Source organism: Mesorhizobium qingshengii (assembly GCF_027563465.1).
GTDB lineage: Bacteria > Pseudomonadota > Alphaproteobacteria > Rhizobiales > Rhizobiaceae > Mesorhizobium > Mesorhizobium qingshengii_A.
Genome location: NZ_JAPFQA010000010.1, coordinates 152,801 through 178,992, shown reverse-complemented (window position 1 = coordinate 178,992; position 26,192 = coordinate 152,801). Strand labels below are relative to the sequence as shown.

The following is a 26,192-nucleotide window of genomic DNA, read 5'->3' as shown; positions in this document are numbered from 1 at the left end:
CTTCATGCGGTTGATGTGCGCTCATGCCGGCATGGCTGCTCAGGCCGATAGGCCGGGGCAGACCGCCAGCCCATAGCCGGCGGACGAGGCTCATGACAGGGTCCGCACGTGCTCGATGGCCTGGCGCAGACGTCGGATGCCTGCTTCGCTCTCGGCCTTGTTGCAGGCGGCGTAGCCAAGCACCAGGCCGTTGCCGGAGGACGACCAGTAATATTTCGACAGCGGCGATGCGTTGACGCCGAGTTTGTCGGCGCAATGCACGACCGCCCGGTCGTCGCAACTTTCGTGAAGCGCGGCAACGACCTGGATTCCGGCTTCCGCCGCCGAAAGGGTCATGTGGTCGGCCAGTTCGGTCTCGCACAATTCGTAGAAGAATTTGCGGCGCTCGGCGTAGATGCGGCGCATGCGCTTGAGGTGGCGGCTCATGTGGCCCTCGTCGATGAAATCGGCAAGTGCTGCCTGAAGCACCAGGGGGGCGAACTGCCCGGTGGTGCTCAGCGCATGCGGAATGCCCTCGCACAGAGCGGCGGGCAAGACCATGAACCCCAGCCTGAGCGCAGGGAAAAGCAATTTCGCAAAGGTGCCGACATAGATGACCCGGTCGGCGTAATCCATGCTCTGTATGGCGGGGACCGGCCTTCCCTGAAACCTGTATTCTCCGTCGAAATCATCCTCGATGATCCACGAATTGCTGCGCTCGGCGATTTCAAACAGGCGCAGCCGCTGGTCCATTCGCATCGTGATCCCCAGGGGATGCTGGCAGGCGGGCGTCACATAGATCAGGCGCGGCGAAACCTCCGGCTGGTTCATCTGCCAGCCGTCGCGGTCGACGACAAGCGGCAGGATGTTGGCGCCCGCCACCGTGAAGGTCGCCTTGGCCGCGTAGTAGCCTGGTTCCTCCAGCCAGACCGTGTCGCCCGGATCGAGCAGCAGGCGCGCCAGCAGGTCGAACGCCGCCTGTGCTCCTGTCGTCACGACGATCTGTTCGGGAGAACATCGCACGCCCCTGGCCGAGATCAGGTAGCCGGCTATCGCCTCCTTGAGCGCCGGCAGACCTGTCACATGATAGGTGCCGAACAACATGTCGGCGCCAAAGGTGGCCCGGCGCGCGAGAAGCCTGCCCCAGACCCCGAAGGGGAAGTTCTGGGAGTCCGGCATGCCCGGATGAAAGGCAAAGCGACCGGGCGATCCATGATGGAAGGGCTGCTGCATCAGGCTCTCCCCGCGCCTGGAAAGCGGGCGTCGAAGTGCCGTGGCCGCGGGTTTGTTGCCTCGATCGGTCGAGTTCACGGGAAGGTCGACGACCACCGGGCGCGCGCCCTGCCGGCTTGCAAGATAGCCTTCCGTGGCCAGCTGATCATACGCACCGACGATGGTGTTGCGCGCGAGGCCCAGATCCTCCGCGAGCGCGCGCGTGGACGGCAATTCCGATCCCGGCGCCAGACGACGCTCGCGGATCATCGAGGCAATCTGCCGATAGAGCTGGCGGTGGATCGGTTCGTCGATGGTCCGGTCGATGACCAGCGCATCCATCGGAAAGGCCTGGCGCCTTCGCCTTGACATCCGCATCGAAAATCCTCGGCCGCATGAGAGCAGGCAGAGCTTAGACGAGCGCCGCGCCGATTGAAACTGGCACCTTCACTTCCATGCAAACTGGCTCTCGCGATGGAGACAGATTGGCGCTTAGATGAAAAGAAAAAGGGAACGACGGGCCAGAACAGACCGCAAGCGAAACGCCTTCACCGACCGGAATGGTTGGGATGAAGCGTCGCGGCCAATGGTCCGGTTCGGTGAGGAGCGATGATGGCAGTCCGGATAGGCATAAATCCGATCACGTGGACCAATGACGACGTGCCCGAGCTGGGCGGAGATACGCCCCTCGAGGTCTGCCTTTCCGAAACAGCCGAGGCCGGCTACGCCGGCACCGAGCTCGGCGGCAAGTTCCCGCGCGCCAGCAAGGATCTGGCCGCGGTTCTCGCGCCTCATGGCCTTGAACTGGTCTCCGGATGGTACGATGGCCGGATCTGCGAAAAGGAGGTCGAGGAGGAATTCGACGCCATCCTGCCGCATCTGACGCTTCTGCGCGACCTCGGCGCCAAGCACGTCGTTTACGCCGACACGTCGCGCGGCCGCCATGGCGCCATTCACGATCCGATCTCGCAGCGTCCCAGACTTGCCGACGGCGAGTGGAAATCCTACGGCAACAAGATAACGCGGCTGGCCGAACGGTTCGCGGATTTCGGCGTCGGCATGGCCTTTCATCATCACATGGGAACCATTGTCGAGACGGATGACGAGATCGGCAGGCTGATGGCCGGTTCGGGCGAAGCCGTCGGCCTCCTCTATGACACCGGCCATTGCCTGTTTTCCGGCGGCGATCCCGAGGCGCTGCTGCGGCGGCATGTCGGCCGCGTCGTCCACGTGCACTGCAAGGATGTGCGACCGGATGTGCTGAAGCGCGCTCGCGCCCTGGATATGAGCTTCATGGGCGCGGTGATGGAAGGCATCTTCACCGTGCCCGGAGATGGGTCCATCGACTATTTGACGCTTTTGCGGGTGCTGGCCGACAATGGCTATGCCGGCTGGCTGGTGGTCGAGGCCGAACAGGATCCGGCCAAGGCCCACCCGCTTACCTATGCGACGATGGGCTATCGCAACCTGCGCGACGTGGCCCGCAAAGCCGGTTTCGAGGTCGAGGAACGGAAGAACTGATACCCTTCGGGGGCGCTGGGGAGCGGCAATGAGTTCTGTCCTGTACCAAAGTGTGGTCAAGAACTACGGCGCGCTGAACGTCTTGCGGTCGCTCGACCTCGCAGTTCCCGACCACATGTTCCTGGCCCTGCTCGGTCCTTCGGGCTGCGGCAAGACGACGGCCTTGCGCATCCTGGCCGGCCTCGACATGCCGAGCGCCGGCAAGCTCTTCATCGGCGAGCGCGATGTCACCCGGCTGCAGCCACGCGACCGCGACATCGCCATGGTCTTCCAGAGCTATGCGCTTTATCCGCAGATGACGGTCGGCGAGAACATCGGCTATCCCCTGTGGATTCGCGGCATGCCGGACGCCGAGCGCCGCGGCAAGATCGATGAGGTCGCCGCGGTTCTCGAAATCGGCCATCTGCTCGACCGGCGGCCGCGCCAGCTCTCCGGTGGCCAGAGGCAGCGCGTGGCGCTTGCGCGTGCCATCGTCCGCGATCCGGCGGCCTTCCTCATGGACGAACCGTTGTCGAACCTCGACGCAAGATTGCGCCTGACCATGCGCGGCGAGATCAAGCGGCTTTGTCAGCGGCTCGGGGCAACCACCCTCTATGTCACCCACGACCAGGTCGAGGCCTTGACCATGGCGGACTTCGTCGCGGTGATGCACGGCGGCGAGCTGCAGCAGATGGCGCCGCCGGCCGACATCTACGACCGCCCGGCCAACCGTTTCGTCGCCACCTTCGTCGGCAACCCGCCGATGAACATCCTTCCTGTCACACTGGCCGAACAAGGCATCGCGATCGGTGGAACGCCGGTTGCGATGGACGCTGCCCGGCTGGCGGCGTGCCGCGCGGCGCAAGTGGTGGAGATCGGCCTGCGGCCGGAAGACATGAGCGTCTCGGCACCGGGCGCGGCCAATGCGCTGCCTGGCGAGATCTATGTCGTCGAACCCATGGGCAATGAGACGCTGGTCAACGTGCGCCTTGGCGGCGGCAATGTTTCGGTCCGCGCAGGCCGCGACTTCAGGGGCGCGGTCGGCGCCAACATCGCGGTCACTTTTGATGTGTCGAACGCATGCTTCTTCAATTCGGCCGGCCTGACGGCCGTCCACAGGATCAACAGTGATGGAGAGTGAAATGACGCATTCAAGCAGAAGCAGACTTACTCGCCGCTCCGTACTCAAGGGAGGACTTGGCCTGGCGCTTGCCACCACCGCCCTTACCGCACTCGGCCTGCCTGTCCCGGCCAGGGCGGCCGGCAAGAAGGTGATCATCGGCGCCTTCGCCGATGGCGGGCTGACGCCGTTCAAGCAGAAGATCATCCCGCTCGCCAAGGATGCCGGCTTCGACATCGAATTCCTCGAGGATGAATATGGCGTGACGCTGGAGAAGTGGTTCGCCGACGCCAAGAACAGCGCCGGCCAGTACGACCTCTACCTTCTCGACGATCCATGGGTGCCGCAGTTCGGCGCGGCCAATGTGCTCGAGGATCTCGGCGCCGCCGGTATCGACGGCGGCGACAAGGACTGGATCGGCTCGATGATCGACATGGGCTACTGGCCGCCGCAGAAGGGCGCACGGGTGAAAGGCTTCGAAACCGCCACGCCGACGCTGATCTGCGTGCCGTTCGTCGGCGATCTGCAGACCCTGACCTACCGCAACGATGTCTACACGAGCGGCGCGCCGAAGACCTGGGACGAGGTCATCGCCAAGGGCAAGGAAGGCGTGGCGGCTGGCAAGATCAAATATCCGGTCGTGTTCCGCGGTGTTTCCGGAAATCCGATCGTGACCAGCTGGTATCCGGTCTTCCTGTCGTTTGGCGGCTCCTTCTTCGACGACAAGTGGAACCCGGTCTTCAATTCGGCGGAAGGCAAGGCTTCGGCCGAATTCTTCGTCGGTGCCATGAAGCAGAACGCGCCGAGCGGCGTCGTCGAATTCGACTCGGATCAGGAAGGTGCGGCGATCCTGGGCGGCGAAGCCGGCGCGATCATCCAGTATTCCGGCAATGCGCTGAAGGCCGACGATCCCGCGCAGACCAAGGTGGCGGGCAAGCTCGATTTCGGCGTCGTGCCGAAGCAGACATCGGCGATCGCCCAGATGGGCATCTTCATCGCCGGCATTCCGAAATCGGCGCCCAACAAGGCCAATTCGGTCGAGTTCCTGAAGTGGTATGTCAGCGCCGACATCCAGGCCAAGCTGTCGGAAGCAGGCTCCATCCCGGTCAAGCGCAGCGCCTTCGGCATCGCCAAGCCAGGCAACCGGTTGATCCCGGTCGCGCTGCAGCAGCTCGACGCGGGCGCGCTGCCGCGGCCGCGCACGCCCGACTGGGCCAAGGTCGAGGAACTGCTCGGCATCGAGCTCAACAAGGCGCTGCAGGCCGGCTCGGGTGGCGGCGCCGCGTTGGACAATGCCGCCAAGCAGGTCAAGGACTACCTGTCTTCGGTCGGCTATTACTGATGGCGAACGGCGGGACGCAGAGCCGCAAATACCGTCTGCAGGGGGCGGGGCTCGACCTCGCCCTCCCTTATCTCATGCTGGCGCCGGGCCTGCTGATCGTGCTTGGCGTGCTTGTCTATCCGCTCTGGGACGGCCTGCGCGCCAGCACCAAGGTCTATCGCTACGGCTCGGTCGTCGCCGATGTCGGCATGCAGAACTACATCAAGCTGTGGAGCGATCCGCAGTTTCTGAACTCGCTCTGGGTGACGGTCGAATTCGTCGCCCTGTCGGTCACCTTCGAGGCAATCCTGGGCTTTGCCCTGGCGCTGTTCTGCCTGCGGGAGTTTCGCGGCATCCGCTTGCTCAGGACGATCCTGATCATCCCGATGGTGATCACGCCGGTCGTCGTCGCCATCGTCTTCCGGCTGATCTATGCCAGCGACGCCGGCATGCTGACGGCGATCTCCGAGTGGATGGGCGGCGGCCAGGTGCAGATCCTCGGCAGCCCCGTCAAGGCGTTCATCGGCCTTGTCGTTCTCGATGTCTGGGAATGGACGCCGCTGATGTTCCTGATCCTGCTGGCCGGCCTGCAGTCGCTGCCGCACGAGCCCTTCGAGGCCGCTCGCGTCGACGGCGCCGGCAACTGGCGGGTGTTTGCCGACCTGACCTTTCCGATGATGCGGCCGGTGCTGGCGATCGCCATCGTGCTTCGCACGATCGACGCCTTCGGCACGTTCGACCAGGTGTTCGTGCTCACCCGGGGCGGACCGGGCGAGGCGACGCGGCTGGTCTCGATCTATGGCTACGACACCGCCTTCAAATTCCAGCAGACCGGCTATGCGGCAGCACTTTTCGTCACCATCGGTCTCGTCGTGCTTGCGCTGGCCTTCAGCGCCGTGCGGCTTTTGCGCAGGGTCGACGCATCATGAACAGTCGTCTGGCGCGGATCGGGGTGATGAGCGCGGTGCTGGCCATCGTGCTGTTGCCCATCTACTGGCTCGTCTCGACCTCGCTGAAGTCCAATCGCGAGATCACCCAGGAAGGCACGCTCTATCCGCATGTCCCGACACTGGACAATTACATCAGGTTGTTCACGGAGAAGCAGTTCGGCGCCTATCTGACCAACTCGCTGGTGGTGACGTTCTTCTCCGTGGCGGTCGCCCTGGTCGCCGGCGCCATGGGCGCCTATGCGATCGCCCGCTTTCGCCTGCCTTTCGCGATGGAGCGCAAGGTCGGATTGTTCCTGCTGACGCTGCGCATCGTGCCGCCGGTCGTCATCCTGATCCCGGTCTACCTGCTGATGCTCAAGCTCGGCCTGCTCGACAGCTGGCTGGGTTTGATCGCCACCTACACCGCGTTCAACATCACCTTCTGCGTCTGGATGATGGAGAGCTTCTTTCGCGAAATCCCCGTGGATCTGGAGGAAGCCGCCATGGTCGACGGCGATTCCCGTTTCGGTGCGTTCCGGCGCATCACCTTGCCACTGGCAGCACCCGGCCTCGCGGCGACCGCCATCTTTGCCGTGCTTGTCACCTTCAACGAATTCCTGTTCGCGCTGGCGCTGACGGCCACGCCCCGCGCGATGACGATGCCGCGCGGCACCGCCACGCTGATCGGCCGCATCGACACCGACTGGGCCTCGATGTCGGCGGCCGGCGTCATCGGCGCGTTGCCGATCGTCTTCTTCGCGCTTCTGGTGCAGCGCCATCTGGTTCGCGGGCTGACCATGGGAGCCGTGAAATGACGATCCGGCCGGGCAGCCACTCACCTCAATCAAGTCGCCGCCTCGGCCACGCGCAAGGCCGGCCGACACCACGCGGCCTTTCAGGGAAGTCAAACGCATGATCGATGTCTGTCTATTTGGAGCGGGCCTCATCGGCCAGGTGCATGCAGGCAATCTGGCGCGCCATCCCCGCGTGCGCCTGCGCTACATCGTCGATCCGAACACCGAGGCCGCCTCGAAGGTCTCGGCCCTTACCGGAGCCGAGATCGCCGACACCCAGACCGTGATGAATGACCCGTCGATCCGCATGGTGTTCATCGCGTCGGCGACGAGAACCCACGCGGACCTGGCCATGGCCGCGGCCGCAAAGGGCAAGGCGATCTTCTGCGAGAAGCCGATCGATCTTGATCTCAAGCGCACCGATCAATGCCTGGCGGCTGTCGAGAAGGCCGGCGTGCCCTTTCAGATCGGGTTCAACCGTCGTTTCGACCCGAGTTTTCGGGCGCTCAAGGCGCGTCTTGGGCAAGGCGAGATCGGCGCCGTTGAGCAGGTCATCATCACCAGCCGGGATCCGGAACCGGAAACCGAGGAAGCGCTGGCCGGAGGAGGGGGCGTCTTCCGCGAGATGACCATCCACGACTTTGACATGGCACGAAACCTGTTGGGCGAAGAGCCGGTGGAACTCTTCGCGACCGGGTCGTCCCTTGTCGCGCCGCAATATGCCAAGCTGGGCGACTACGACACCGCGATGTTCGTGCTGCGCACGGCGTCCGGCCGGCAGTGTCACATCAACAACAGCGTCAGGGCCGCCTACGGCTACGACCAGCGCATCGAGGTGCATGGGGCGGATGGGATGCTGCGGGCCGGCAACAGGGTGCCGACATCGGTCGAAGTTTCAGGCGCGAAGGCGATATCGCGCGACAAGCCCTATTACTTCTTCGTCGAGCGCTATGCCGAGTCCTACGCCGCCGAGATCGATCATTTCATTATCTGTGTCGAAACAGGCCGACGGCCCGACGTCACGGCAAGCGACGGCCGCAAGGCGATGATCCTGTGCGAGGCAGCGCTTGCCTCCGCCAAGTCCGGCAGGTTCGAGACCGTCCGGTTCTAGTGCGACGGAACGAGGAGTTTCCAGATGAAGATCGGCATGATTACGGACAGCCTAGGCAATCTCGCATTCGACGAGATGTTGCGCGCCTCGGCAGAGCTTGGACTTGAGACGTTGGAGTTTGCGTGCGGCAACTGGTCGTCGGCGCCCCATATCGATCTGCAGGCGATGCTGGCGAGCGCGGCCAAGCGCAAGGAATTCGTCGCCAAGATCAGGGACCACGGGCTGACGATCGCGGCGCTCAACTGCTCGGGCAATCCGCTGCATCCCGGGCCGCAGGGCGCGGTCCATCATGGCGTTACACAGGATACCATCAGGCTGGCCAGCCTGATGGAGATCGATCGCGTGGTCATGATGTCGGGCCTGCCAGGCGGACCGGGCGACGCCAATCCGAACTGGATCATCACCGATTGGCCGCCGGAATGCCTGGAGATCCAGCGCTACCAGTGGGAAGAGCGGATCATTCCTTACTGGCGCGACCTCGTCGCCTTTTCGAACAACCTCGGCATCCACAAACTGTGCCTGGAACTGCATGGCCATCAGGCCGTGTACAATGTCCAGACACTGTTCAAGCTGCGTGACGCCGTCGGCGAAACGGTCGGCGCCAACTATGACCCCAGTCATCCGCTCTGGATGGGGGCGGACCCGATTGCCGCCATCCGCAAGCTCGGCTCGGCGATCTACTATGTCCACGCCAAGGATACCCGGATCGAGCCAATTCCCGCTGGAATCGACGGCACGCTCGATGCTCGCCCACCGAACCTGTATGCCGAACGAGCCTGGAACTACATCACTCTCGGATACGGTCACGGTGAGACCTGGTGGCGGCAGTTCTGTACCGCGCTCAAGCAGGTTGGCTACGACGATGTCCTGTCGATCGAGCACGAGGACATGATGCTGACCCCGATGGAAGGCATGCGAAAATCCGTCGCGCTCCTGCGCAACGTCGCAATCAACCTGTCATAAAGCGAGGACTTGCCGAGGTTCGGGCTGAGAGAGCATCGCCAGGCGAGGCAAGACAGCCCCCTTCCTGCCTGGAAAAGCGGGTCATCCCGGCCTACAGGCGTGGTGCTCCCGGCACCAAGGCACCGGGAGCAGGATCGTCACTTCGCGAGCGTGGCTTTTTCAATCACGGCGGCGACTTCGCTCGCATGGACGACGAGGGAGGCATGGCTGCCAGCGACCTCCGTCGTCCTGGCCTTGATCCTGGCTGCGAACATCTTCTGGGCCTCGGGTGCGATCACCTTGTCCTTCGTGCTGATCACGTAGAACGTCGGTTTGTCGTGCCAGGCTGCCGTATCGACCGGGGCCTCGAACGCCGTATGGTTCAACGGGAGCTGATGGCTTGCCAGGGACTCGGCGATCTCCGGGGGAAGGTCAGCCGCGACCGCCGAAGGAAACACCTTGCGATCGATGTAGAGGTTGCCCTTGTCGTCCGGATGAATCGCCGCGGTGCCTTCGGTGGCCGGACCGCCCTTGGCCAGGGCCGCGAGAGATTCTCCCACGTCGGGCGCGAATGCGGAGACGTAGACGAGCGCCGAGACCTTGGGGTCGTCACCCGCCTGCGTGATGACCACGCCGCCCCAGGAATGGCCGACCAGAACCGTCTTGCCGTCCTGCTTGGCCAGAGCCTGCCTGGTGGCATCGACATCGGCGGCGAGGGACGTGAGCGGATTTTCGACGAGCGTTACGTTGTAGCCCTTCTTCGCAAGTATATCGGCAACGGGCTTCCAGCTTGTCTGGTCGACGAAAGCACCGTGTACGAGCACGATGTTGTGAGCCGCCCCCTTGGGCAACTGAGCCGAATGGGCGGTGGCGGAAAATGCTGCTCCGGCTATGAGGGCGGTGGCGGCTGAGATTAGAAGATGTCGCATTGATTGCTCCTGTTGGTGTGCCGGATGACGCAAGCCCAGGGAATGGTCAGGCGTTTCGGCAAAGTCGCGTTCTTCCAGCTGCCATTTGCGAAATGGTGTTGGGGGTTGTATCCCTCATCCCGATTTAAGCGTCACACGGCTCAGTGGTTGAATTCGCTTGAGCCGGTAACTAGAGGATCCTTCCTTGAAACCCCATGACGCCAACGACGAAGTTCTTGCTCCAGCGTCCGATTTTCAGCCGCACACCGATCTTCTTTCCGACATTCTGAGGTTCGTTCGGCTCAAGGGAGAGCGGGTGTTGACAACCAGATTCCGGTCCGGGTTCAACGTCGAATTCCAGCGGGGGATGGCTTGCATCCATGTGGTTCAGGAAGGCGAACTCCGAATCTCCGTAGAGGGCCGAGCGCCTTTGAGGCTTTCCGCTGGCGATATCGTGGTCTTGCCGCATCCCGCGAGATACCGGCTCAGCGACGGTGGCCGACCGGACGCCGCTCTGGAAGCTCCTCTTGCGATCGAGGCATCAGGCGTGAATATCTCGGTGCTTGAACATGGGCATGGCGCGATCGCGGCGAGAACCATCAGCGCGACCTTTCAGTTCGAAAACAAAGGTGGGGTTTCGCCGTTACTGGGGCTCCTGCCTGATGTCGTTCACATCGCCAAGGATGCCGATCAGTCCGCAGTCCTGATCCGTGATGTCGCCCAATTCCTGGTCGTTGAGCATGCGGCCCAGGAGCCAGGGGCCGCGCTCATGATCTCCCGTGTGATCGATGTCTTGATTATCCGCTGCATCCGGACCTGGGCGAAATCGCTTGGGCCCCGTCAGGGCTGGATCGGGGCGCTTGCCGATGCGCGGGTGAGCAGGGCCGTCGCCGAAATCCATCGTGATCCCACGCGGAACTGGTCCGTCGAAGGCCTGGCGTCGGTGGCTGGAATGTCGCGTTCGCGATTCGCCGAAATGTTCTCGGCAACAGTCGGAGAGCCACCTTTGCGCTATCTTCATCGCTGGCGTCTGTTGATGGCTTTCGATCTGCTGCGAAGATCAAACCTTCCGGTGGGGGAGGTCGCGCACGCCATCGGATATGAGTCCGAGGCAGCGTTCAGCCGCGCGTACAAGACTATGTTCGGCACGACGCCGCGTGATGGCCGACTGACGGCTTCCGGGTAAGCTGGCGCACTTCGGACGCCGATTCGCCAAGCACCGGCTTGCGTGTTGCCGGCCGTGCGTGGTGCTCATGGACCGTCTGGTCCATAGGCTCTCGGTCCTGCCGGCTCGTTCGGCCCGGGAAGAACGCTCTGGCCGTGCATCGAACTGACTGGATCGATATCGGTGCCGCTCGGGCGGTTTGATCCGCCGCAAGGCGTGGCAGCATCCATCGCGCTTAGGTGAAACTGCCCGGAAACAGCCGGCACACTGAAGAAGGAGCGTCACATGAGCTACAAGGATATCTTGGTGTTCCTCGACGGTTCGGTCGAAAACGCAGCGCGGGTGGATTTCGCCCTTTCGCTGGCGAAAACACACGGCGCGAGATTGACTGGCGTCGACGTCGACTCCGCCGCAGCTTTCGCCAGCGAGTGGGCTGAACGCGCCAAATCGCTTGAAGACACATTTTTAGCCAGTGCCAATCGCTTCGGCGTCGACGTTCGCTTCAAGGTCGCGGATCGTAATTCGGCGGAATGGAAGCACTACTATGCGCCCTATGCGGATCTGGTGATCGCCACACAGCCCTACCGTGAGGTTTCCGACAGGATCGCGCCCGAGGTGCCCGGAGATTTGTTGACGTCGGCAGGCGTGCCGATGATCCTGCTGCCGCGGGACTGGCGGCCGAGACCGGTTGGAGAAGAGATCGCGATTGCCTGGTCACCGAGCGGACAAGCCGCCCGTGCCGTGCATGATGCAATGCCCCTTTTGGTCCGGGCGCGGAAGATAACGGTGTCCGCGTTCGATCCGCCGGCCGACATAAAGGATACGGATATCGAATTGCTGCGCGACCATCTGCTCGCCCATGGCGTGAAGGCCGGGACCGACCGCTGGACTGACAGTGGCGACTTGTCGGCAATCGAGGCGCTGTTCGCTTCGCGCGCTTTGGAGGACGCCGACTTGATCGTGGCCGGCGCATATAGCCATTCGCGAATCCGTGAGGCCTTGTTCGGCGGAATGACCAAGTCCCTGCTCGAGCAATTCTCGCTGCCGGTGTTCGTCTCGCACTGAACGGGGATCGGTCGTGCAAATGACTGGCCGGTACCCTGCGCGGCTCGCCTTGATTCAGGCGTCTGGCGGCAGAATGGCGGCTCATTTGGTGGAGTCTTGCAGTGAGCCGGACTAGAGGTTTCCTGCTGGCCATGTTCATCGCCATAGTGGCCGCGGCCGGTGTGGCCTTCTTGCTTTACAAGAACGAGCTTGGTCGCATGCGCGACACCGCCAGCCGAGGCAGTCTGGTCGCCAACCTCGACATGGGCCCGATCGAATACGCCGACAGCGGCGCGGGCTTTCCGCTCCTGTCGATCCACGGCGCCGGCGGCGGCTTTGACCAAGGCCTTGCCAATGCAGCCGATCTTGTGGGTGAGGGCTTTCGGGTCATCGCGCCGTCGCGCTTCGGCTATCTACGCACCCCCGTTCCACCGGACGCCTCTCCAGCCGCGCAGGCCGATGCGCACGCGGCGTTGCTTTCCAGACTCAACGTCCCCAAAGCGGTGGTCGTCGGCATTTCGGCAGGCGCGCGTTCCGCGGCTGAGCTAGCACTCCGGCACCCGGACAAGGTCGCCGCTCTCATCCTGATCGTCCCAGCTCTTTATTCGCCCACCAGTCCGATCTCGATCGAAGTGGGCCGCGGCAACAGGTTCGCATTCTGGGCCGTCAACGCTGGCGGCGATTTCGCCTGGTGGGCCGCCGAGAACGTCGCGCCGTCAGTACTCATTCGCTTCCTCGGCGTTCGACCGGCGCTGGTAGCGGCTGCGCCTCAGGCCGAGCGGGACCGCGTCATGAGCTTCGTCCGGAGCGTTGAGCCCTTGTCGCTGCGCTTCTCTGGAATCAATATCGACAGCGTCCCCGAACTACATGAAATGCCGTTGGGTGAAATTACCGCGCCGACAATGATCATCTCCGCGCGTGACGACCTGTTTAACACGCTGCCGGCAGCTGAGTTCGCAGCGGGCAAGATCCCTGGTGCCAAGCTGGTCGTCTATGACACGGGTGGACATCTTTTGGTGGGACAGGCGCAGCAGGTCCGCACGGCAGTTCGCACGTTTCTGGCAGGGGCGGGCCTGATCCCGTCATTGGCAACAACAACATCAATGTCGCGGTAAGCCGCTCAATGTCAGCGGCGACGCCGGCATCATCAGCGTTTCGCTCGGCTTTCGACCAGATGGCAGGGCCAGCCGGCACGCGACGACAAATAAGCTGCCGTTCCTTCAAGAGGTCGCCCACAGGGAATTGTCCCGCTCTGCGGCGGCTTTACGCCGGCGCGGCGGATTGCACCAGCGGTGCGGTTTCAATTGGTGGCGATCCTGTCAGCTGCCGAGGGCCGGGATGGGCCCGCAGAGCGAGGGCGGAGCACCAATGCCGCAAGATGCGCGGTGGGTGCGCAAGCGGTGAAATCGACAATCGAGCGCTCGTAAAAGCTATTCCGAGACAGCGACAAGCCCGGCTGGAAAAGCTCCCACATCGGCATTCAACCCCTGGAAACAGCGGTCCTTGAATCTTCGAGCAAGGCGAGCAAGCCCTTCAGGATTTCGATTGGCGGCGGCGGACAACCTGGAATGTGCAGATCGACCGGCAGCACCTCAGACACTCCCCCCACCACGGCATAGCTGCCAGCGAAACAGCCGCCGTTGCCGGCGCAATCCCCCAGTGCAACCACCCATTTGGGGTTGGGAGTCGCGTCGTATGTTCGCTTCAACGCTTCGCGCATGTTTTTGGTCACCGGTCCCGTGACAAGCAGGATATCGGCATGGCGCGGCGAGGCGACAAAGCGGATTCCGAAACGCTCGACGTCATAGAATGCATTGTTGAGCGCGTGCATCTCAAGTTCGCAGCCATTGCAGGAACCGGCGTCGACAGCCCGAATGGCCAGGCTTCTCCCCAGCCTTTTGCGGGCGGATCCGTTGAGGGCGCGCGCCAGTTCCTCGACCGCCGAGTCGCGTGCCAACGGTGGTCGCTCGGTGAGGACAGGGCGTATCAGGCTTTCGAAGAGGAGCTTGCGCATGACAGCGTGCCTTCAAAGATCGTGCCCGGAATAAGAGCAGTTGAACGATTTGTTGCAGAGCGGAAAGTCGGCGACGATGTTGCCCTCGATGGCGGCTTCAAGAAGCGGCCATTGAAACCATGACGGGTCACGCAGGTGACAGCGCTCGACAAGGCCGCCCTTGCCGATGCGCAGCCAGGCCAGAATGTCGCCGCGAAACCCCTCGACGAGCGCCATGCCTTCATGCGGTCCGTCTGTCGGCGCCAAATCGACACGGACCGGGCCGCCGGGCAGTTTTCCAAGGACCTGTTCGATCAGGGACAGGCTCTGCTTCACCTCGTGGATGCGAATCCAGACGCGCGCGTTGACGTCGCCTTCCTGGAGGAGAGGGACGTCGAAGGCGAGTTCGTCATAGGGCGGATAGGCCAGGCCGCGCCGCGCATCGAAGTCCCGGCCAGAGGCTCGGCCGACATAGCCTCCGGCACGATACTGTCGGGCGAGCTCCGCCTTGAGCCGGCCGGTTGCGACTGTCCGGTCCTGCAGCGACGCCGTATTGTCGTAGAGGTCGATCAGCTTGGGGAACCGCTGCCTGATCTCGGTGAGCAGGGACCGAACCGCTGTCGTTCCTTCGTCGCTCAGGAAGCCTGCCACGCCTCCAGGCACGATGCAGTCGCGCATCAGACGATGGCCGAAAGCGGCATCGCTTGCTCGCAATACGCGCTCACGCAGCACCCCGCAGTGGGCATGCATGAGCGAGAAGGAGGCGTCGTTGCAGATTGCGCCGATATCGCCCAGATGATTGGCCAGACGTTCCATTTCGGCCATGAGCGCTCGCAGCCAGACCGCGCGTTGAGGGATCTCGACACGGAGCGCCGCTTCGATCGCGCGGGCGAAGGCGAGGGAGTACGCCACGGTGCTGTCGCCCGAGGTCCTGGCTGCCAGCGTGGTGGCACGATCGATGCCGGATCCCGCCATCAGATCTTCTATGCCCTTGTGCGTGTATCCAAGGCGCTCTTCCAGCCGGACAACCGTTTCGCCGCTCGCCGTGAACCGAAAATGCCCCGGCTCGATGATGCCGGCATGCACAGGTCCGACCGGGATCTGGTGCAGGCCCTCCCCCTCGGCAGGCAGGAAATGATAGGGGAATGCCGTCGGAGACACCGCCGGCTGGGTTGCCAGCGGATAGTTGACCCCCCACTGGCCATGATCAAGCCACCGGCGTGTATCGGGCGCGCCCTGCGGCAGGAGACCGAACAAGTCGGCGGCCGCACGTTCGAGGCGCAATGCGGGCGGATGCAGCCGGCCGACCGATGGGTAGCGGCCATCCGGACATGCCAGGCTGACAACGCCGATGTCGCTGGCGCCTTCATCGATAAGCGCCATGTGGACGACGCCAGGCTCACCCCAGAGACCGAGCAAGCCCCAGTGACCCTCGACCAGCTGTTCAAGGGCAAAGCTCCATATCCTGGGAGCCACCACGGCGCGGGGCCACGGAAAATGGTTGTCGACACGTTGGCCAGCAAGGATGAGGTCGATCAGAGCGGGCATGCTTCTTTCTCCCTTCCATCATCCCAGAAGGTTGGCGACATGCTGGAACCATGTGACCAGCGGTGGCGGCAGATAGATGCCGGCGGCAAACACCAGCGCCAGGTGGGAATACATCGGAATGTAGGACGCCTCGGCTGGCGCGGTGCTGCCGCGCGGTTCGCCGAAAGCGACGCCGGTCAGCCGAAGCAGCAGGGCGCCGAAAGCGAGCAGAATCCCGAATACCAGCGGCACCGCCAGAAAGGGGTGCCTTGCAAATGTCGAACTCACAACCAGGAATTCGCTCATGAAGATGCCGGATGGAGGGAGGCCGGCAATGGCGACGACGCCGATGACGAGCGCCCAGCCAAGCGCCGGATGCGTCTCCGTCAGCCCCCTGATCTCGGTTATGTTCTGTGTTCCCTTGACCTGCGCAATGTGTCCGACCGTGAAAAAGATCGCCGACTTGGTCAGGCTGTGCATCACCATGTGCAGCAGGCCGGCAAAGTTGGCGAGCGGGCCACCCATGCCGAAGGCGAACACGATGATGCCCATGTGCTCGATGGAGGAATAGGCGAACAGGCGTTTGATGTCGCGGCGGCGGTAGAGCATGAAGGCCGCGAAAACCAGCGACGTCAGCCCCATCGTGATCATCAATGGCCCCGTCGCGATCGCTTCCGGGCTTGCCGCGAGCAACAGCTTGAAGCGCAGCACGGCATAGAGCGCGACATTCAACAGCAAGCCCGACAGCACCGCGGAAATCGGCGTCGGGCCTTCCGCGTGCGCGTCGGGCAGCCAGGCGTGCAAGGGCGCAAGGCCAACCTTCGTACCGTAGCCGAGCAGCAGGAAGACGAAGGCGACATTCAGCAGGGCCGGGTCGAAATGTGCCGCGTGTGCGATGAGCACTGTCCAGACCATGGCATTCGTGCCCTCGCCAACAACTGGTTGCGCGGCCATGTAGACGAGGATGGTGCCGAACAGGGCAAGCGCGATGCCGACGCTTCCCAGAATGAAATATTTCCAGGCGGCTTCCAGCGCTTCATGCGTGCGATAGATGCCGACCATGAGCACGGTGGTCAGCGTGGCAAGCTCCACCGCCACCCACATCAAGCCGATATTGTTCGACACGAACGCCAGGTTCATGCCGAACATCATGATCTGGTACATGGCATGGTAGAACCGCAGGTTCGACGCGGTCAGCCGTCCGGTATCCAGTTCGTGCGCAATGTAGGAGGCGCTGAAGACGCTGGTCGTGAAGCCGACAAACGCATTGAGCACGATGAAGACGATGTTGAGATCGTCGACGAGCAGGTATTGCCCGGGCTGCGGCCGATCGGTGACGAAAAGCGACAGTGCGGCGAGCAAGGTCAGCAAGCTCGCGGCGACATTGAGGCCAGCCGCCAGCCGGTAATTCGGCAGCGCCGCCAGCAGCGCGGCCGCGACGACTGGTATCAGCAAAATGGCGGCCACCGCATCGAGGGAAAACGCGGTCAACGATGTTCTCCCCTGTAGTCGTCGAGCGCGCCGACATCGACCGAATCGAACCTTTCGCGGATGCGGAACAGGAAGACACCGATGACGATGAAGGCGATGAGGATCGAGAAGGCGACACTGATCTCGACGACCAGCGGCATGCCCTTGGCCCCCGTGGCGGCAAGGACCAGACCGTTCTCGAGCGACATGAATCCCACCACCTGGCTGACGGCATTGCGCCGGGTGACCATCACCAGGAGCCCCAGCAGTATGATGGACAGCGCGAAGGCCAGGTCCTCGCGGGCGAGGGGGTCGGCGCCGGAAGTGACCCGCAGCATCAGGACCATGGACAGGGTCACCAGACCTATTCCCGCAAGCATGGTCGGACCGATCCCGACGGCGGTCTCGATATCGCGATGGATGCCGAGCCGCTGAATGATGCGATGAAGCCCGACGGGAATGACGATCGCCTTGAAAATGAGGGCAATCGCCGCCGTGACGTAGAGATGATGCGCGTCCTGGATATAGGCCTGCCAAGCCACCGACAGGGCGAGCACGATGGCATGAACCGCAAAAACGTTGATCAGCGCGAAGAGGCGATCCTGGTACAGCATCATGAAACTGACCAGCACCAGGCCACCGGCGAGCAGATGAGCGATGTCGAAGGTGAGGCCGTTCATCATAGGCTCCGTGAGACGAACAGCAGGAGCGTGCCGAGCAGGGCCAGCATGAGCGCCGCTCCGAGGAAATCCGGGACGCGGAAGACACGCATCTTGGCGATGGCAGTCTCGAACAAGGCGAGGAGAACGCCGCTCGCGGCAAGTTTGCAGATGTAGAAAACGACGCCCAGGACATAAGACCAGGGCCCGGCCCCGGCGGTCACCAGCCCCCAGGGAACGAAGACACAGGAAATCAGCGAGACGTAGAGCAGAAGCTTGAGGAAGGCAGCGAAATCGATCATCGCCAGATGGCGGCCGGAATATTCCAGGACCATCGCCTCGTGGATCATGGTCAGCTCCAGATGCGTCGCCGGGTTATCCACCGGGACGCGGGCATTTTCCGCGATCGCCACCATGACGAGCGCGATCAGCGACATTCCGAGCGATACCCGCAGGCCAACCTGCGGCGAGCCCATGAAAGCCGCCACCGTGGACAGTTGCGTAGCTCCGGCAACGAGTGCCAGGCTGAACACGATCAGGAGCATGGCGGGCTCGGCCAGGGAAGCGATCATCACCTCGCGGCTGGCGCCGATGCCGCCAAAGCTCGTGCCGACGTCCATCGCCGCCAGCGCCAGGAAGAACCGTGCGCTTCCAAGCAGCGCGACGATCGCTATGAGATCGGCGGTCCAACTGAATTTGAGGCCAGTGGCGAACGTCGGGACGAGCGCGGCGGCGACCCAGGTGGCGGCGAAGATCAGATAGGGTATGACGCGAAACAGCCAGGATGCATTGTCGGCCAGAACCACCTCCTTGCGCATGAGCCGCAAGAGATCGCGATAGGGCTGGATGAGGGGAGGACCCTGGCGGCGCAACAGTCTTGCCTTCACCTTGCGGACGAAGCCGGTGAGGAGCGGCGCCAGCAAAAGCACCAGCATCATCTGCGCGCCCTGGACCGCCAGTTCAAGGATCAGGGCCATAGTGCGAGCACCAGGAGCAAGACAATAAGGAAGAGAAAGACAAGGGTCAGGTAGCGCCTGATCGTCAGGAACTGCAGATGGTTCAGGTGGTCGGTCGCAAAGTCCAGGGCCTTGCCTATGGGCAGATACAGCGTCTCCCAGATCACATCATGGATTTGCAGATTGAAACGAGCCGGACCGGTTTCGCCGGGTGCCGGCATTTCGACGCTTTCAGTCGCGCGGAACACGAACGCGCCGAAGACGCGGCGGATAGGCTGTGCGAAGCTGACGCCTGTGTACTGCGAGCCCGGGACGGCATCCGCGAAGCCACAACCCCAGGCGGGACCGCGACGCAGTGCGTGCGAGGCGAAGCGATGGATGACATAGACCGCGGCGGATGCGGAAATGGCGATGAACACAAATACCAGCAGGCCGTTGTAGGAACTGCGGCTCTCGGCGATCGGCACGATAGAAAGCCAGGGCTGCGCCATCTGCACCGGCATGCGGCTGCCGATGAGCGAAAGCGTCACGGGTGAAAGGCCATCTATGACAAAGCCCGGCAGAATGCCGGCAAGCAGACAAAGCGCGGCCAGGATGAACATGGCCGCCAACGAGTAGCGGTCGGCTTCGTGCGCGTGTTCCACCGCCGAGGTCCGTGGCCGGCCCAGAAACGTAATTCCGAAGGCCTTCACGAAGCAGGCCGCGGCCAGCGCCGCCGACAGGGCCAGCAGGCCGCCGACGGCGGGCACCATCACCTTCAGGCCCCATTGCGGCAGATCCGGGCTCTGCAGGACAGCCTGGAAAGCCAGCCATTCGGAGACGAAGCCGTTGAAGGGCGGAAGCGAGGAGATCGCCACGCAGCCAACGAGAAAGACGAAGCTGGTCTGCGGCATCCGATGGATAAGACCGCCCAGCTTTTCCATGTCCCGTTCGCCGGTTGCCGTGAGGACGGCGCCCGCGCCGAAGAAAAGCAGGCTCTTGAAGAACGAATGGTTGAGAGCGTGGAACAGCGCGGCCGTGAGCGCCAGCGCCGCCGCCGATGGCATGGCGTTCGCCTTGAAGGCGAGCGCGAGACCAAGGCTGACGAAGATGACGCCGATGTTCTCGATGGTGCTATAGGCCAGCAGCCGCTTGAGGTCCTTTTCCATCAACGCGTAAAGGATGCCCAAGACAGCGGTGAGGCCTCCGAAGAAAAGGACGATGGTGCTCGACCACCATGTCGGTTCACCGAGCAGGTCGAAGACAACGCGGATGAAGCCATACACGGCGACCTTGGTCATGACGCCGCTCATGAGAGCCGAGACATGGCTTGGCGCGGCCGGGTGAGCGAGTGGAAGCCAAACGTGCAGCGGAACGAGACCCGCCTTGGAGCCGGCGCCCAGCAACATGAGAGCCAGGACGAAAGTGGCGACGAGCGGGGTGGGTCCAGCGGCACGCATCGCTTCGAACGTGTAGTTTCCGCCCGGCCCTGACAACAAGCCGAACGCAAGCAGCAGCGCGAGCGTGCCGAAGCTCGCCATCACGAGATAAATGTAACCCGCCCGTGCATTTTCCCTTTCGCGATGGTGGACGATGACCAGCGCCCAGGAAGAGAGCGACATGAATTCCCAGGAAAGCAGGAAGGTGAAGGCGTCGTCCGCGAGCACGACCAGGTTCATTCCGGCGAGGAAGGCGGGGAAGAACGGCAGCACCCGGTGCGGCGAGGGCTCGTGGCTGCCATAGCCGAGACCGTAGAGGCTGGCCATGGCGCCGCCGAAATTGATGACGACGAGGAAGAAAGTCGAGAGCGCATCCAGGCGGAAATGAGCCCCAACCCAGGGCAGCCCGACCGGCAATACGGCAGTCGACGGCGTGACGGGGGCTTCGAGCATGCGGCCAGCAAGGACCAACAGCGCGGTGGCCGAAATACCGAGCGTCAAGCCGTAGACGAGGCGTGTTCCCGAGCCCGGTGTGCGGCTCAACGCAATCGCGAGCACCGCTGTCCCCAGGAGCGAAGCAACGCCCCACAGAAGGACCGCGGCGTCCGAAATCACGCCACGTTCCTCGCAGCGAATTTGGTGCCCGCATCGACCCCGCCCAGAACTTTGGCGGGGTCGAAATCTGCTTTAAGCCGCACGCCGCGTCCACCGATCTGGCTGGAAGCGCCCTCGGCGATCAGCTCGACGCCGGAAAGGTCAAGGGCCCCGATCAATTTCATCAGGGAATCGACGTTGCCCCGGATAATCGACTCGCTGGCTTCCATGCGCTGAATTGTCGGCACTGAAAGGCCGGACAATTCGGCCAGCCGGCGCTGGTCAATGCCAAGGAGCGCCCTCGCGGCACGCAACTGTGGAGCAGTTATCACGGGTTGCATCCCTTATTGTTAGCTTTGAGATATTGTCTCTGCCGGTTCCAGCATATATTAAAATGCGGTGCGTTCAACAAATGATGCGTGGCACATCTATCCCTGCGCCATGGGAAACCGCGCGACATGAGCCGGTATTGGGCGCTCACCGGTGCCCGGCAAATGCAAAGCGGGCCTGCAATGACGAAGGCCGCGAAACGCCCTGGCTAAAGGCCGTTCGAGAGACGGGTAGAGCGGCGGATTTAGGAATTTGGCTGTGATGACCAGGTCATGATCCGGGTTGCGAAATATCATACCGATTTCGGCAACATCGAGGTTCTGCGGGCCAAGGATTCCGGTTCGTTCATCTATCGCCAAGGCGGTTGCTACCAAAGCGAGTGCGACCCGAACGGCATTAGCGTCGTGCCCTATATACACGCGATCTTTGGTCTTCTCGCGCAAGCGGAAGTTTCCGACGTCCTGATGATCGGTTGTGGCGGCGGCAGCCTGGGCACGATGCTGGACAGGGTTGGCGTGCGTGTCACGATCGTCGACATCAACCCAAAGGCTTTCCAGATCGCCCAGCAATATTTTGGGCTGCCTCGGGGAGTTCACTGCTGCACGTCCGACGGGCGGGATTTCCTGCGCGCCGACCGTCATCGCTACGACGCCATCGTTCTCGACGCATATTCCGGGCGGCGCATTCCGGATCACCTGTGCGCAGAGACATTCTTCGGTCTGGCGCAGACACGTCTCAAGAACTCATCCGGCATGCTGATCGGGAATGTTCATGCCCGCCACGACCTTGACACCATGCCGGATCGGGTTGCCGCGAAACTCAGCAATATCTGGGCGAATGTCAGACTGCTCGATACCCGCGGCGCATCGGACCGCAACGCGCTCGTCATGGCAGGCAAGGTGCGTGATCTCGTCCGGCCGATGTTGCTGGTACCGCCGTCGGTTGGCGCCGACGAGATCGCGCATGAGCTGAGCCTGCTGGCGTTCAGGCCCTGGCATGTGCCACGACCAGCAGCGCAAAGCGCAGGGCAGGGCGCCAGCTAGAGGCCGGTGTCATCCGTCGTGTTCTGCTTCAGGACCAGCTGTCGCCGATATGGCGCCGGATTCCTGATGGCCAAATCCGACATGTGGCAAAGCTCCATGGGCTACTGCCAGAGCCGCCTCATGCGAACGGAGACATCCTCCAGGACGGGCATGGAGGCCAGCACGAGGAGAATGGCCGCGAGAAACAACGTCGATGCGAAGCCGACGTGCTTGAAACCGACGGCGCCGATGACGCCGCCGATGAAGAACAATCCGACAAGCGACGCAAGCAGCCTCAGCTTCCTTCGATCCGCTTTCACGAACAGTTCGTCGGAGTCATTCCCCGAGATGTTCCAATAGAGCAGCTTGCCGAGTTCGATGCCCATGTCGGTCACCAGGCCAGTGACATGCGTCGTCCGGATTCTGGCTTCCGACAGCTTGGTGATGATGGCGTTCTGCAACCCCATGATGAAGCAAAGCAGCATCACCGTCATGGGCACGAACAGCGCTTCGTGACGTGCGAGATGGCCGCCGAGCAGGCCGAAACAGATCAGCAGGACTGCTTCCAGGACAAGCGGGAACGCGTATTCACTCTGCAGGCCCTGCCGCCTTCCCCAGTTGACCAGCACCGCCGAACAGGCCGCGCCCGCGACGAACGACAGCAAGGCCCCCAACCCGGAAAGCGCCAGCGCGATATTGCCGAGTGCGACGTGGTCGGCCATCGACGAAACGATGCCGGACATGTGGGATGTGTACTGCTGAACCGCCAGAAAGCCGCCAGCGTTGGCGGCTCCCGCGATGAACGTCAGAAAACGAGCGAGATGCCGGTCGGTTCTTTCGCTTCGTTCCTTTCCGGTCAACCGGCGCAGATACACGATCATGAGCGAATCCTGCCTCTCGACGCGGCAAGTCGTGACCAGGAGTGGGGGTGCCGAGGCGGGTTCATCAACAGGTTCTGGAGCGAAAACAAGGGATCGGCCAACGCATGGTGCTGGCGTGAGCGAAGGTGAGAGTTTGCGGCTTAGCTTGGTCTGGCTGTCAGCGCATCGGGATGCCGGAACCTGACGCCGCGGCCGCCATCGTCGCTGCGCACATGCTCGCTGATCAGTTCGACGCCGGCCCGGTTGAGCGCGTTGATCACTTTCATCAGACTATCGACAACGCCCCGCACATTACCCTGGCTGGCCTCCATTCGCTGGATGGTTGGCACGGAGACGCCCGCCATTTCCGCCAGGGTCTTCTGGTCGATGTTGAGGAGGGCGCGGGCGGCACGAAGCTGGAAGGCTGTGATCATCGAGGCATCAATGTCTGAGTGTGAGAAATGATAGTCTCGATAGTATCATTGATGTGCAGAACATCAATATGAACCGAAAAAATATTGCTGCTCCCTTGGCATGGCGGGATGCCGCGTTTATGGTGCCGACATGACTCAACGCTACAAACTCTGTCGGGAGCCGGCTGGCACCTGGGCCGTCAACGACGCTCTTACCGGGCGGCCCGCCGAGATGGGCAGCCGAACCATCGTTGGAATGAACCAGCAGGATGCCGAGGAAATCGCCGATCTTCTTGGCAAACTCGATGCACAAAGACGGGAAACAGGATCATGAAGGTCAAGGACAGCAACGGCACGCCACTGAGCGAAGGCGATTCCGTCACGCTCATCAAGGATCTCAAGGTCAAGGGCACTTCCGTTACTCTGAAACGTGGAACGCTGATCAAGAACATCCGCCTCACGGGCAACGAGGACGAGGTCGAGTGCCGGGCTGAAAAGGTCAAGGATCTGGTTCTCAGGACGGAATTCCTGAAGAAGGCCTAGGAAGCCCGGTTCGTTGGCTGACGCCGCTCTGCTGTATTGCAGCTCCTGCGGCGATACGCATTGATGCTGCCCGGCTCGGCGCCGGCAGGCGTGCGCTCATAGCAGGTCCGACAGGACAGCCATGAAGTGGTCGTTCTCAAAGGCCGAGCCGATGCTGACGCGCACATAGGTGTCGAAGCCCTCCTGCTTCCACGGTTTGACGATGACGCCTTCGCGCAGCAGGCTTTCGGCGAATGCCGAAGCATTTTGCCGGCAGTTGAAGAAGAGGAAGTTGCCTCTGGAGGGGGCGACTTCGAGGCCCTTGCTGGTGAGGAAATTCTCGACACGTGCTCTCTGCGCCCTGGCCAGCGCGACGACCCTGGCGAGGTGCTCCTCATCGGCCAGGGCCGCCAACGCGGCGGCCTGCGCCATGCCGTTGGCGTTGAAAGGCGTGCGGACACGGTCGAGCAGCGCGCGCAGCTCCGGGTCGCCGACGATGCCGAAGCCGATGCGCAACCCGGCGAGGCCGAACGCCTTGGAAAATGTCCGCAGCACGATCCAGGGCCGGTCGAGCTTGCCGAGATAGGGCAGGGACGACGCATAGCCGTCGCCCTCGGCGTATTCGGCATAGGCTTCATCGATGACGATCAGCGTCTCGTCGCCCACCGCATCGAGGACCCGAGACAGATCGCCGCCGGAGAGCCAGCTGCCGACCGGGTTCATCGGGTTCGAGAACAACAGCATGCGGGGCCGTTCGCGCGCCGCCTCTACCAGCGCGCCGACATTGATGGTGAGATCGCCGTTGACGGCAACGCGCCTGACGGTCGCGCCCATCAACGTCGCGTAGTCTTCGTGCAGCGGAAACGATGGATAGAGGGTGACGACGGCGTCGCCCGGCCGCAACACGGCGCGGCTGATGACCGAGAGCAGGTCTTCGGAACCGTTGCCCAGGATGACCTGATCCTCGGCAACGGCATATCTTTCGCCGATCGCCTGGCGGAGCTTGCGTCCGGCTGGGTCCGGATAGAGCCGGAACATCTCGGAGCCGGCCTGCATCATCGTCGCCAGCAACGGGCTCGGGCCCAACGGGTTTTCGTTCGAGCCCAGTTTGGCGATCCTTGAGGGCGCGTATCGCAGCATGACTTCGTCAATGGTCAGCCCGGAATTGTAGGGCGACAGACGCGTGACTTCGGTTCGGACTATATTCGAGGCTTTCGACACAAGCGGGCTCCTCTGCGGTTGGCCGACAGGCTCTCGTCATCGGCCGGGTTCTCAAGCACCGGGTTTCGCTGCATCTTCCCGGGGACAGGCGCGTCCATGCGGCGGATATTGTCATCACTACCGAAGCCGAAATAGTTTGTATATGCTTGTATATGTAACCTGATCTGATAGTCTCGAAACCAGGCCCGAAGACGATGCCGGCAAGGAGGATCACATGCGCAACGCTTCTCTCTTCGATCTCTCCGGCAGGAAGGCGCTTGTCACCGGCGCAAGCCGCGGCATCGGGCGCAGCATCGCCGAGGCGTTGAGCGCGGCCGGCGCCGACGTCGCGGTCACCGCGCGCACGCTGGCCTCGCTGGAGGATACCACCGCGGCCATCCGCGCGGCCGGCGGGGTGGCGCACGCCATCGCGCTGGACGTCACCGATGTCGAGCGGTGCCGGACGGCGACCGCCGAGGCCGCCGGCCTGCTTGGCGGTCTCGACATCCTCGTCAACAATGCCGGGATGGAAGAGGTCCGGCCCTCGCTCGATGTCGACGAGGCGCTGTGGGACAGGATCGTCGACACGAACCTCAAGGGGGCGTTCTTCTGCGCCCAGGCCGCGGCGCGGCAGATGCGGGATGCCGGCCGTTCCGGCGCCATCATCAATTTGTGTTCGCTGACATCCGAAGTCGGCATTCCCACGGCGGTGCCGTATGGCTCGTCGAAGTCGGGCCTGCTCGGCATGACCCGGGCGCTGGCGGCGGAGTGGGCGGAGCTTGGCATCCGGGTCAACGCCATCGCCCCGGGCTATTTCAGGACGGCGATGACGGACGTCTTCTACAGCAACGAGGCATGGCAGCAATCCATGCTCGCCAAGATCCCGCAGCGCCGTTTCGGCGATCTCGCTGACCTGCACGGCATCGCGGTGTTCCTCGCTTCGGATGCGGCGGCCTACATCACCGGCCAGTCCATTCCGGTCGACGGCGGCTTTCTCGCTTCTATCTGATGCTCCGGTTTGCCTGGACAGTTTCGGCTGGAAGGATGACGGAAAAATCGCTGGCGGTCATTATACATACATGTATATACTTTTCACCGTGAGAAGCCTCGTGATGGCTGTGATCCTTGTCCAGGGTCGACCTGTCGACCTCCAAAGCGTGGCCGACCAGCGCCAGCCAACATTGCTTTCCAAGAGTTGCAGGA

25 protein-coding genes and 1 pseudogene are annotated in these 26,192 nt (G+C 62.8%); 14 read left to right on the top strand and 12 right to left on the bottom strand.

Going from position 1 to position 26,192, the window contains the following annotated elements; genetic code table 11:
• Nucleotides 1-90: 90 nt before the first annotated feature.
• Complete coding sequence (locus OOJ09_RS21510) at nucleotides 91-1,563, bottom strand: PLP-dependent aminotransferase family protein (protein ID WP_269907120.1); 1,473 nt, start codon at nucleotides 1,561-1,563, stop codon at nucleotides 91-93.
• A gap of 240 nt (nucleotides 1,564-1,803) precedes the next feature.
• On the opposite strand from OOJ09_RS21510, the gene iolE reads away from it, so the two are divergent.
• The 7 genes from iolE to OOJ09_RS21475 all read left to right on the top strand — a co-directional run bounded on the left by iolE (nucleotide 1,804) and on the right by OOJ09_RS21475 (nucleotide 8,929).
• Nucleotides 1,804-2,712 carry a myo-inosose-2 dehydratase gene (gene iolE, locus OOJ09_RS21505; RefSeq protein WP_269907119.1) on the top strand — a complete coding sequence of 303 codons (909 nt, stop codon included), beginning with the start codon at nucleotides 1,804-1,806 and terminating at the stop codon, nucleotides 2,710-2,712.
• A gap of 28 nt (nucleotides 2,713-2,740) precedes the next feature.
• Nucleotides 2,741-3,832: an ABC transporter ATP-binding protein gene (locus OOJ09_RS21500; protein WP_269907118.1), complete on the top strand. Its 1,092-nt coding sequence runs from the start codon at nucleotides 2,741-2,743 to the stop codon at nucleotides 3,830-3,832.
• Between the two features lies 1 nt (nucleotide 3,833).
• Nucleotides 3,834-5,153, top strand: coding sequence for an extracellular solute-binding protein (locus tag OOJ09_RS21495; protein WP_269907117.1), 1,320 nt, complete (start codon nucleotides 3,834-3,836; stop codon nucleotides 5,151-5,153).
• On the top strand, nucleotides 5,153-6,061 hold the full coding sequence (locus OOJ09_RS21490; RefSeq protein WP_256752177.1) for a carbohydrate ABC transporter permease: 909 nt from the start codon (nucleotides 5,153-5,155) through the stop codon (nucleotides 6,059-6,061). Before OOJ09_RS21495 ends, OOJ09_RS21490 begins: the two co-directional genes overlap by 1 nt.
• A complete protein-coding gene (locus OOJ09_RS21485; RefSeq protein WP_140764430.1) occupies nucleotides 6,058-6,876 on the top strand; it encodes a carbohydrate ABC transporter permease in 819 nt (272 codons plus the stop codon). The genes OOJ09_RS21490 and OOJ09_RS21485 overlap by 4 nt, the downstream gene beginning before the upstream one ends.
• 97 nt (nucleotides 6,877-6,973) lie before the next feature.
• Complete coding sequence (iolG, locus tag OOJ09_RS21480) at nucleotides 6,974-7,966, top strand: inositol 2-dehydrogenase (protein ID WP_269907116.1); 993 nt, start codon at nucleotides 6,974-6,976, stop codon at nucleotides 7,964-7,966.
• A 24-nt stretch (nucleotides 7,967-7,990) separates the two neighbouring features.
• A complete protein-coding gene (locus OOJ09_RS21475; RefSeq protein ID WP_269907115.1) occupies nucleotides 7,991-8,929 on the top strand; it encodes a sugar phosphate isomerase/epimerase family protein in 939 nt (312 codons plus the stop codon).
• Between the two features lie 137 nt (nucleotides 8,930-9,066).
• Here OOJ09_RS21475 and OOJ09_RS21470 read toward each other — a convergent pair whose 3' ends face one another.
• Nucleotides 9,067-9,837, bottom strand: coding sequence for an alpha/beta fold hydrolase (locus OOJ09_RS21470; protein WP_269907114.1), 771 nt, complete (start codon nucleotides 9,835-9,837; stop codon nucleotides 9,067-9,069).
• 184 nt (nucleotides 9,838-10,021) lie between these two features.
• On the opposite strand from OOJ09_RS21470, the gene OOJ09_RS21465 reads away from it, so the two are divergent.
• The 3 genes from OOJ09_RS21465 (at nucleotide 10,022) to OOJ09_RS21455 (ending at nucleotide 13,140) form a co-directional block, all read left to right on the top strand.
• Nucleotides 10,022-11,002 (top strand): AraC family transcriptional regulator, encoded by a 981-nt coding sequence (locus OOJ09_RS21465; RefSeq protein WP_269907113.1) that lies wholly within the window; start codon nucleotides 10,022-10,024, stop codon nucleotides 11,000-11,002.
• A gap of 264 nt (nucleotides 11,003-11,266) precedes the next feature.
• Nucleotides 11,267-12,046 (top strand): universal stress protein, encoded by a 780-nt coding sequence (locus OOJ09_RS21460; protein ID WP_269907112.1) that lies wholly within the window; start codon nucleotides 11,267-11,269, stop codon nucleotides 12,044-12,046.
• Between the two features lie 131 nt (nucleotides 12,047-12,177).
• Nucleotides 12,178-13,140: an alpha/beta fold hydrolase gene (locus OOJ09_RS21455; protein WP_269907111.1), complete on the top strand. Its 963-nt coding sequence runs from the start codon at nucleotides 12,178-12,180 to the stop codon at nucleotides 13,138-13,140.
• 365 nt (nucleotides 13,141-13,505) lie between these two features.
• Here the strand turns inward: OOJ09_RS21455 and OOJ09_RS21450 are convergent, their stop codons facing one another.
• Genes OOJ09_RS21450 through OOJ09_RS21420 form a run of 7 tightly spaced genes read right to left on the bottom strand, consistent with a single transcriptional unit; the run spans nucleotide 13,506 to nucleotide 20,974 of the window.
• Nucleotides 13,506-14,039, bottom strand: a complete 534-nt coding sequence (locus OOJ09_RS21450) for an NADH-quinone oxidoreductase subunit B family protein (protein WP_269907110.1) — start codon at nucleotides 14,037-14,039, stop codon at nucleotides 13,506-13,508.
• 12 nt (nucleotides 14,040-14,051) lie between these two features.
• Nucleotides 14,052-15,566, bottom strand: a complete 1,515-nt coding sequence (locus tag OOJ09_RS21445) for an NADH-quinone oxidoreductase subunit C (protein ID WP_269907109.1) — start codon at nucleotides 15,564-15,566, stop codon at nucleotides 14,052-14,054.
• An 18-nt stretch (nucleotides 15,567-15,584) separates the two neighbouring features.
• Nucleotides 15,585-17,036 carry a hydrogenase 4 subunit F gene (locus OOJ09_RS21440; RefSeq protein ID WP_269907108.1) on the bottom strand — a complete coding sequence of 484 codons (1,452 nt, stop codon included), beginning with the start codon at nucleotides 17,034-17,036 and terminating at the stop codon, nucleotides 15,585-15,587.
• The gene (locus OOJ09_RS21435) at nucleotides 17,033-17,695 is read right to left on the bottom strand and encodes a hydrogenase-4 component E (RefSeq protein ID WP_091581941.1); all 663 of its coding nucleotides are present in this window, start codon (nucleotides 17,693-17,695) and stop codon (nucleotides 17,033-17,035) included. Before OOJ09_RS21435 ends, OOJ09_RS21440 begins: the two co-directional genes overlap by 4 nt.
• Nucleotides 17,695-18,651, bottom strand: a complete 957-nt coding sequence (locus tag OOJ09_RS21430; protein WP_269907107.1) for a respiratory chain complex I subunit 1 family protein — start codon at nucleotides 18,649-18,651, stop codon at nucleotides 17,695-17,697. The genes OOJ09_RS21435 and OOJ09_RS21430 overlap by 1 nt, the downstream gene beginning before the upstream one ends.
• Nucleotides 18,642-20,663, bottom strand: a complete 2,022-nt coding sequence (gene hyfB, locus OOJ09_RS21425) for a hydrogenase 4 subunit B (RefSeq protein WP_420107530.1) — start codon at nucleotides 20,661-20,663, stop codon at nucleotides 18,642-18,644. Before hyfB ends, OOJ09_RS21430 begins: the two co-directional genes overlap by 10 nt.
• Nucleotides 20,660-20,974 carry a helix-turn-helix domain-containing protein gene (locus OOJ09_RS21420; protein WP_269907106.1) on the bottom strand — a complete coding sequence of 105 codons (315 nt, stop codon included), beginning with the start codon at nucleotides 20,972-20,974 and terminating at the stop codon, nucleotides 20,660-20,662. Before OOJ09_RS21420 ends, hyfB begins: the two co-directional genes overlap by 4 nt.
• Nucleotides 20,975-21,244: 270 nt before the next feature.
• On the opposite strand from OOJ09_RS21420, the gene OOJ09_RS21415 reads away from it, so the two are divergent.
• Nucleotides 21,245-22,015 carry a spermidine synthase gene (locus tag OOJ09_RS21415; protein WP_269907105.1) on the top strand — a complete coding sequence of 257 codons (771 nt, stop codon included), beginning with the start codon at nucleotides 21,245-21,247 and terminating at the stop codon, nucleotides 22,013-22,015.
• Between the two features lie 113 nt (nucleotides 22,016-22,128).
• Here the strand turns inward: OOJ09_RS21415 and OOJ09_RS21410 are convergent.
• Both OOJ09_RS21410 and OOJ09_RS21405 read right to left on the bottom strand, forming a co-directional pair.
• Nucleotides 22,129-22,875: pseudogene (locus OOJ09_RS21410) on the bottom strand (YoaK family protein); the annotation flags it as partial.
• A gap of 140 nt (nucleotides 22,876-23,015) precedes the next feature.
• The gene (locus OOJ09_RS21405) at nucleotides 23,016-23,288 is read right to left on the bottom strand and encodes a helix-turn-helix domain-containing protein (RefSeq protein ID WP_269907104.1); all 273 of its coding nucleotides are present in this window, start codon (nucleotides 23,286-23,288) and stop codon (nucleotides 23,016-23,018) included.
• Nucleotides 23,289-23,418: 130 nt separating this feature from the next.
• On the opposite strand from OOJ09_RS21405, the gene OOJ09_RS21400 reads away from it, so the two are divergent.
• Both OOJ09_RS21400 and OOJ09_RS21395 read left to right on the top strand, forming a co-directional pair.
• Nucleotides 23,419-23,601: a hypothetical protein gene (locus OOJ09_RS21400; protein ID WP_269907103.1), complete on the top strand. Its 183-nt coding sequence runs from the start codon at nucleotides 23,419-23,421 to the stop codon at nucleotides 23,599-23,601.
• On the top strand, nucleotides 23,598-23,810 hold the full coding sequence (locus OOJ09_RS21395; RefSeq protein WP_269907102.1) for an alkylphosphonate utilization protein: 213 nt from the start codon (nucleotides 23,598-23,600) through the stop codon (nucleotides 23,808-23,810). Before OOJ09_RS21400 ends, OOJ09_RS21395 begins: the two co-directional genes overlap by 4 nt.
• A gap of 96 nt (nucleotides 23,811-23,906) precedes the next feature.
• Here OOJ09_RS21395 and OOJ09_RS21390 read toward each other — a convergent pair whose 3' ends face one another.
• Nucleotides 23,907-25,010 carry a histidinol-phosphate transaminase gene (locus OOJ09_RS21390; RefSeq protein ID WP_269907101.1) on the bottom strand — a complete coding sequence of 368 codons (1,104 nt, stop codon included), beginning with the start codon at nucleotides 25,008-25,010 and terminating at the stop codon, nucleotides 23,907-23,909.
• 214 nt (nucleotides 25,011-25,224) lie between these two features.
• Here OOJ09_RS21390 and OOJ09_RS21385 point away from each other — a divergent pair, with 214 nt between their 5' ends.
• Entirely contained in the window at nucleotides 25,225-25,998 is a 774-nt protein-coding gene (locus OOJ09_RS21385) for an SDR family NAD(P)-dependent oxidoreductase (RefSeq protein WP_269907100.1), read from the top strand.
• Nucleotides 25,999-26,192: the final 194 nt, after the last annotated feature.

Coding starts and splice junctions, on each gene's coding strand:
- OOJ09_RS21510 (WP_269907120.1), bottom strand. CDS start 1,563: ATGTCAAGGCGAAGGCGCCAGGCCTTTCCGATGGATGCGCTGGTCATC.
- OOJ09_RS21455 (WP_269907111.1), top strand. CDS start 12,178: ATGTTCATCGCCATAGTGGCCGCGGCCGGTGTGGCCTTCTTGCTTTAC.
- OOJ09_RS21395 (WP_269907102.1), top strand. CDS start 23,598: ATGAAGGTCAAGGACAGCAACGGCACGCCACTGAGCGAAGGCGATTCC.
- OOJ09_RS21470 (WP_269907114.1), bottom strand. CDS start 9,837: ATGCGACATCTTCTAATCTCAGCCGCCACCGCCCTCATAGCCGGAGCA.
- OOJ09_RS21485 (WP_140764430.1), top strand. CDS start 6,058: ATGAACAGTCGTCTGGCGCGGATCGGGGTGATGAGCGCGGTGCTGGCC.
- OOJ09_RS21435 (WP_091581941.1), bottom strand. CDS start 17,695: ATGAACGGCCTCACCTTCGACATCGCTCATCTGCTCGCCGGTGGCCTG.
- OOJ09_RS21495 (WP_269907117.1), top strand. CDS start 3,834: ATGACGCATTCAAGCAGAAGCAGACTTACTCGCCGCTCCGTACTCAAG.
- OOJ09_RS21475 (WP_269907115.1), top strand. CDS start 7,991: ATGAAGATCGGCATGATTACGGACAGCCTAGGCAATCTCGCATTCGAC.
- OOJ09_RS21385 (WP_269907100.1), top strand. CDS start 25,225: ATGCGCAACGCTTCTCTCTTCGATCTCTCCGGCAGGAAGGCGCTTGTC.
- OOJ09_RS21430 (WP_269907107.1), bottom strand. CDS start 18,651: ATGGCCCTGATCCTTGAACTGGCGGTCCAGGGCGCGCAGATGATGCTG.
- OOJ09_RS21500 (WP_269907118.1), top strand. CDS start 2,741: ATGAGTTCTGTCCTGTACCAAAGTGTGGTCAAGAACTACGGCGCGCTG.
- iolG (WP_269907116.1), top strand. CDS start 6,974: ATGATCGATGTCTGTCTATTTGGAGCGGGCCTCATCGGCCAGGTGCAT.
- OOJ09_RS21415 (WP_269907105.1), top strand. CDS start 21,245: ATGATCCGGGTTGCGAAATATCATACCGATTTCGGCAACATCGAGGTT.
- OOJ09_RS21405 (WP_269907104.1), bottom strand. CDS start 23,288: ATGATCACAGCCTTCCAGCTTCGTGCCGCCCGCGCCCTCCTCAACATC.
- iolE (WP_269907119.1), top strand. CDS start 1,804: ATGGCAGTCCGGATAGGCATAAATCCGATCACGTGGACCAATGACGAC.
- OOJ09_RS21450 (WP_269907110.1), bottom strand. CDS start 14,039: ATGCGCAAGCTCCTCTTCGAAAGCCTGATACGCCCTGTCCTCACCGAG.
- OOJ09_RS21445 (WP_269907109.1), bottom strand. CDS start 15,566: ATGCCCGCTCTGATCGACCTCATCCTTGCTGGCCAACGTGTCGACAAC.
- OOJ09_RS21400 (WP_269907103.1), top strand. CDS start 23,419: ATGACTCAACGCTACAAACTCTGTCGGGAGCCGGCTGGCACCTGGGCC.
- OOJ09_RS21460 (WP_269907112.1), top strand. CDS start 11,267: ATGAGCTACAAGGATATCTTGGTGTTCCTCGACGGTTCGGTCGAAAAC.
- OOJ09_RS21490 (WP_256752177.1), top strand. CDS start 5,153: ATGGCGAACGGCGGGACGCAGAGCCGCAAATACCGTCTGCAGGGGGCG.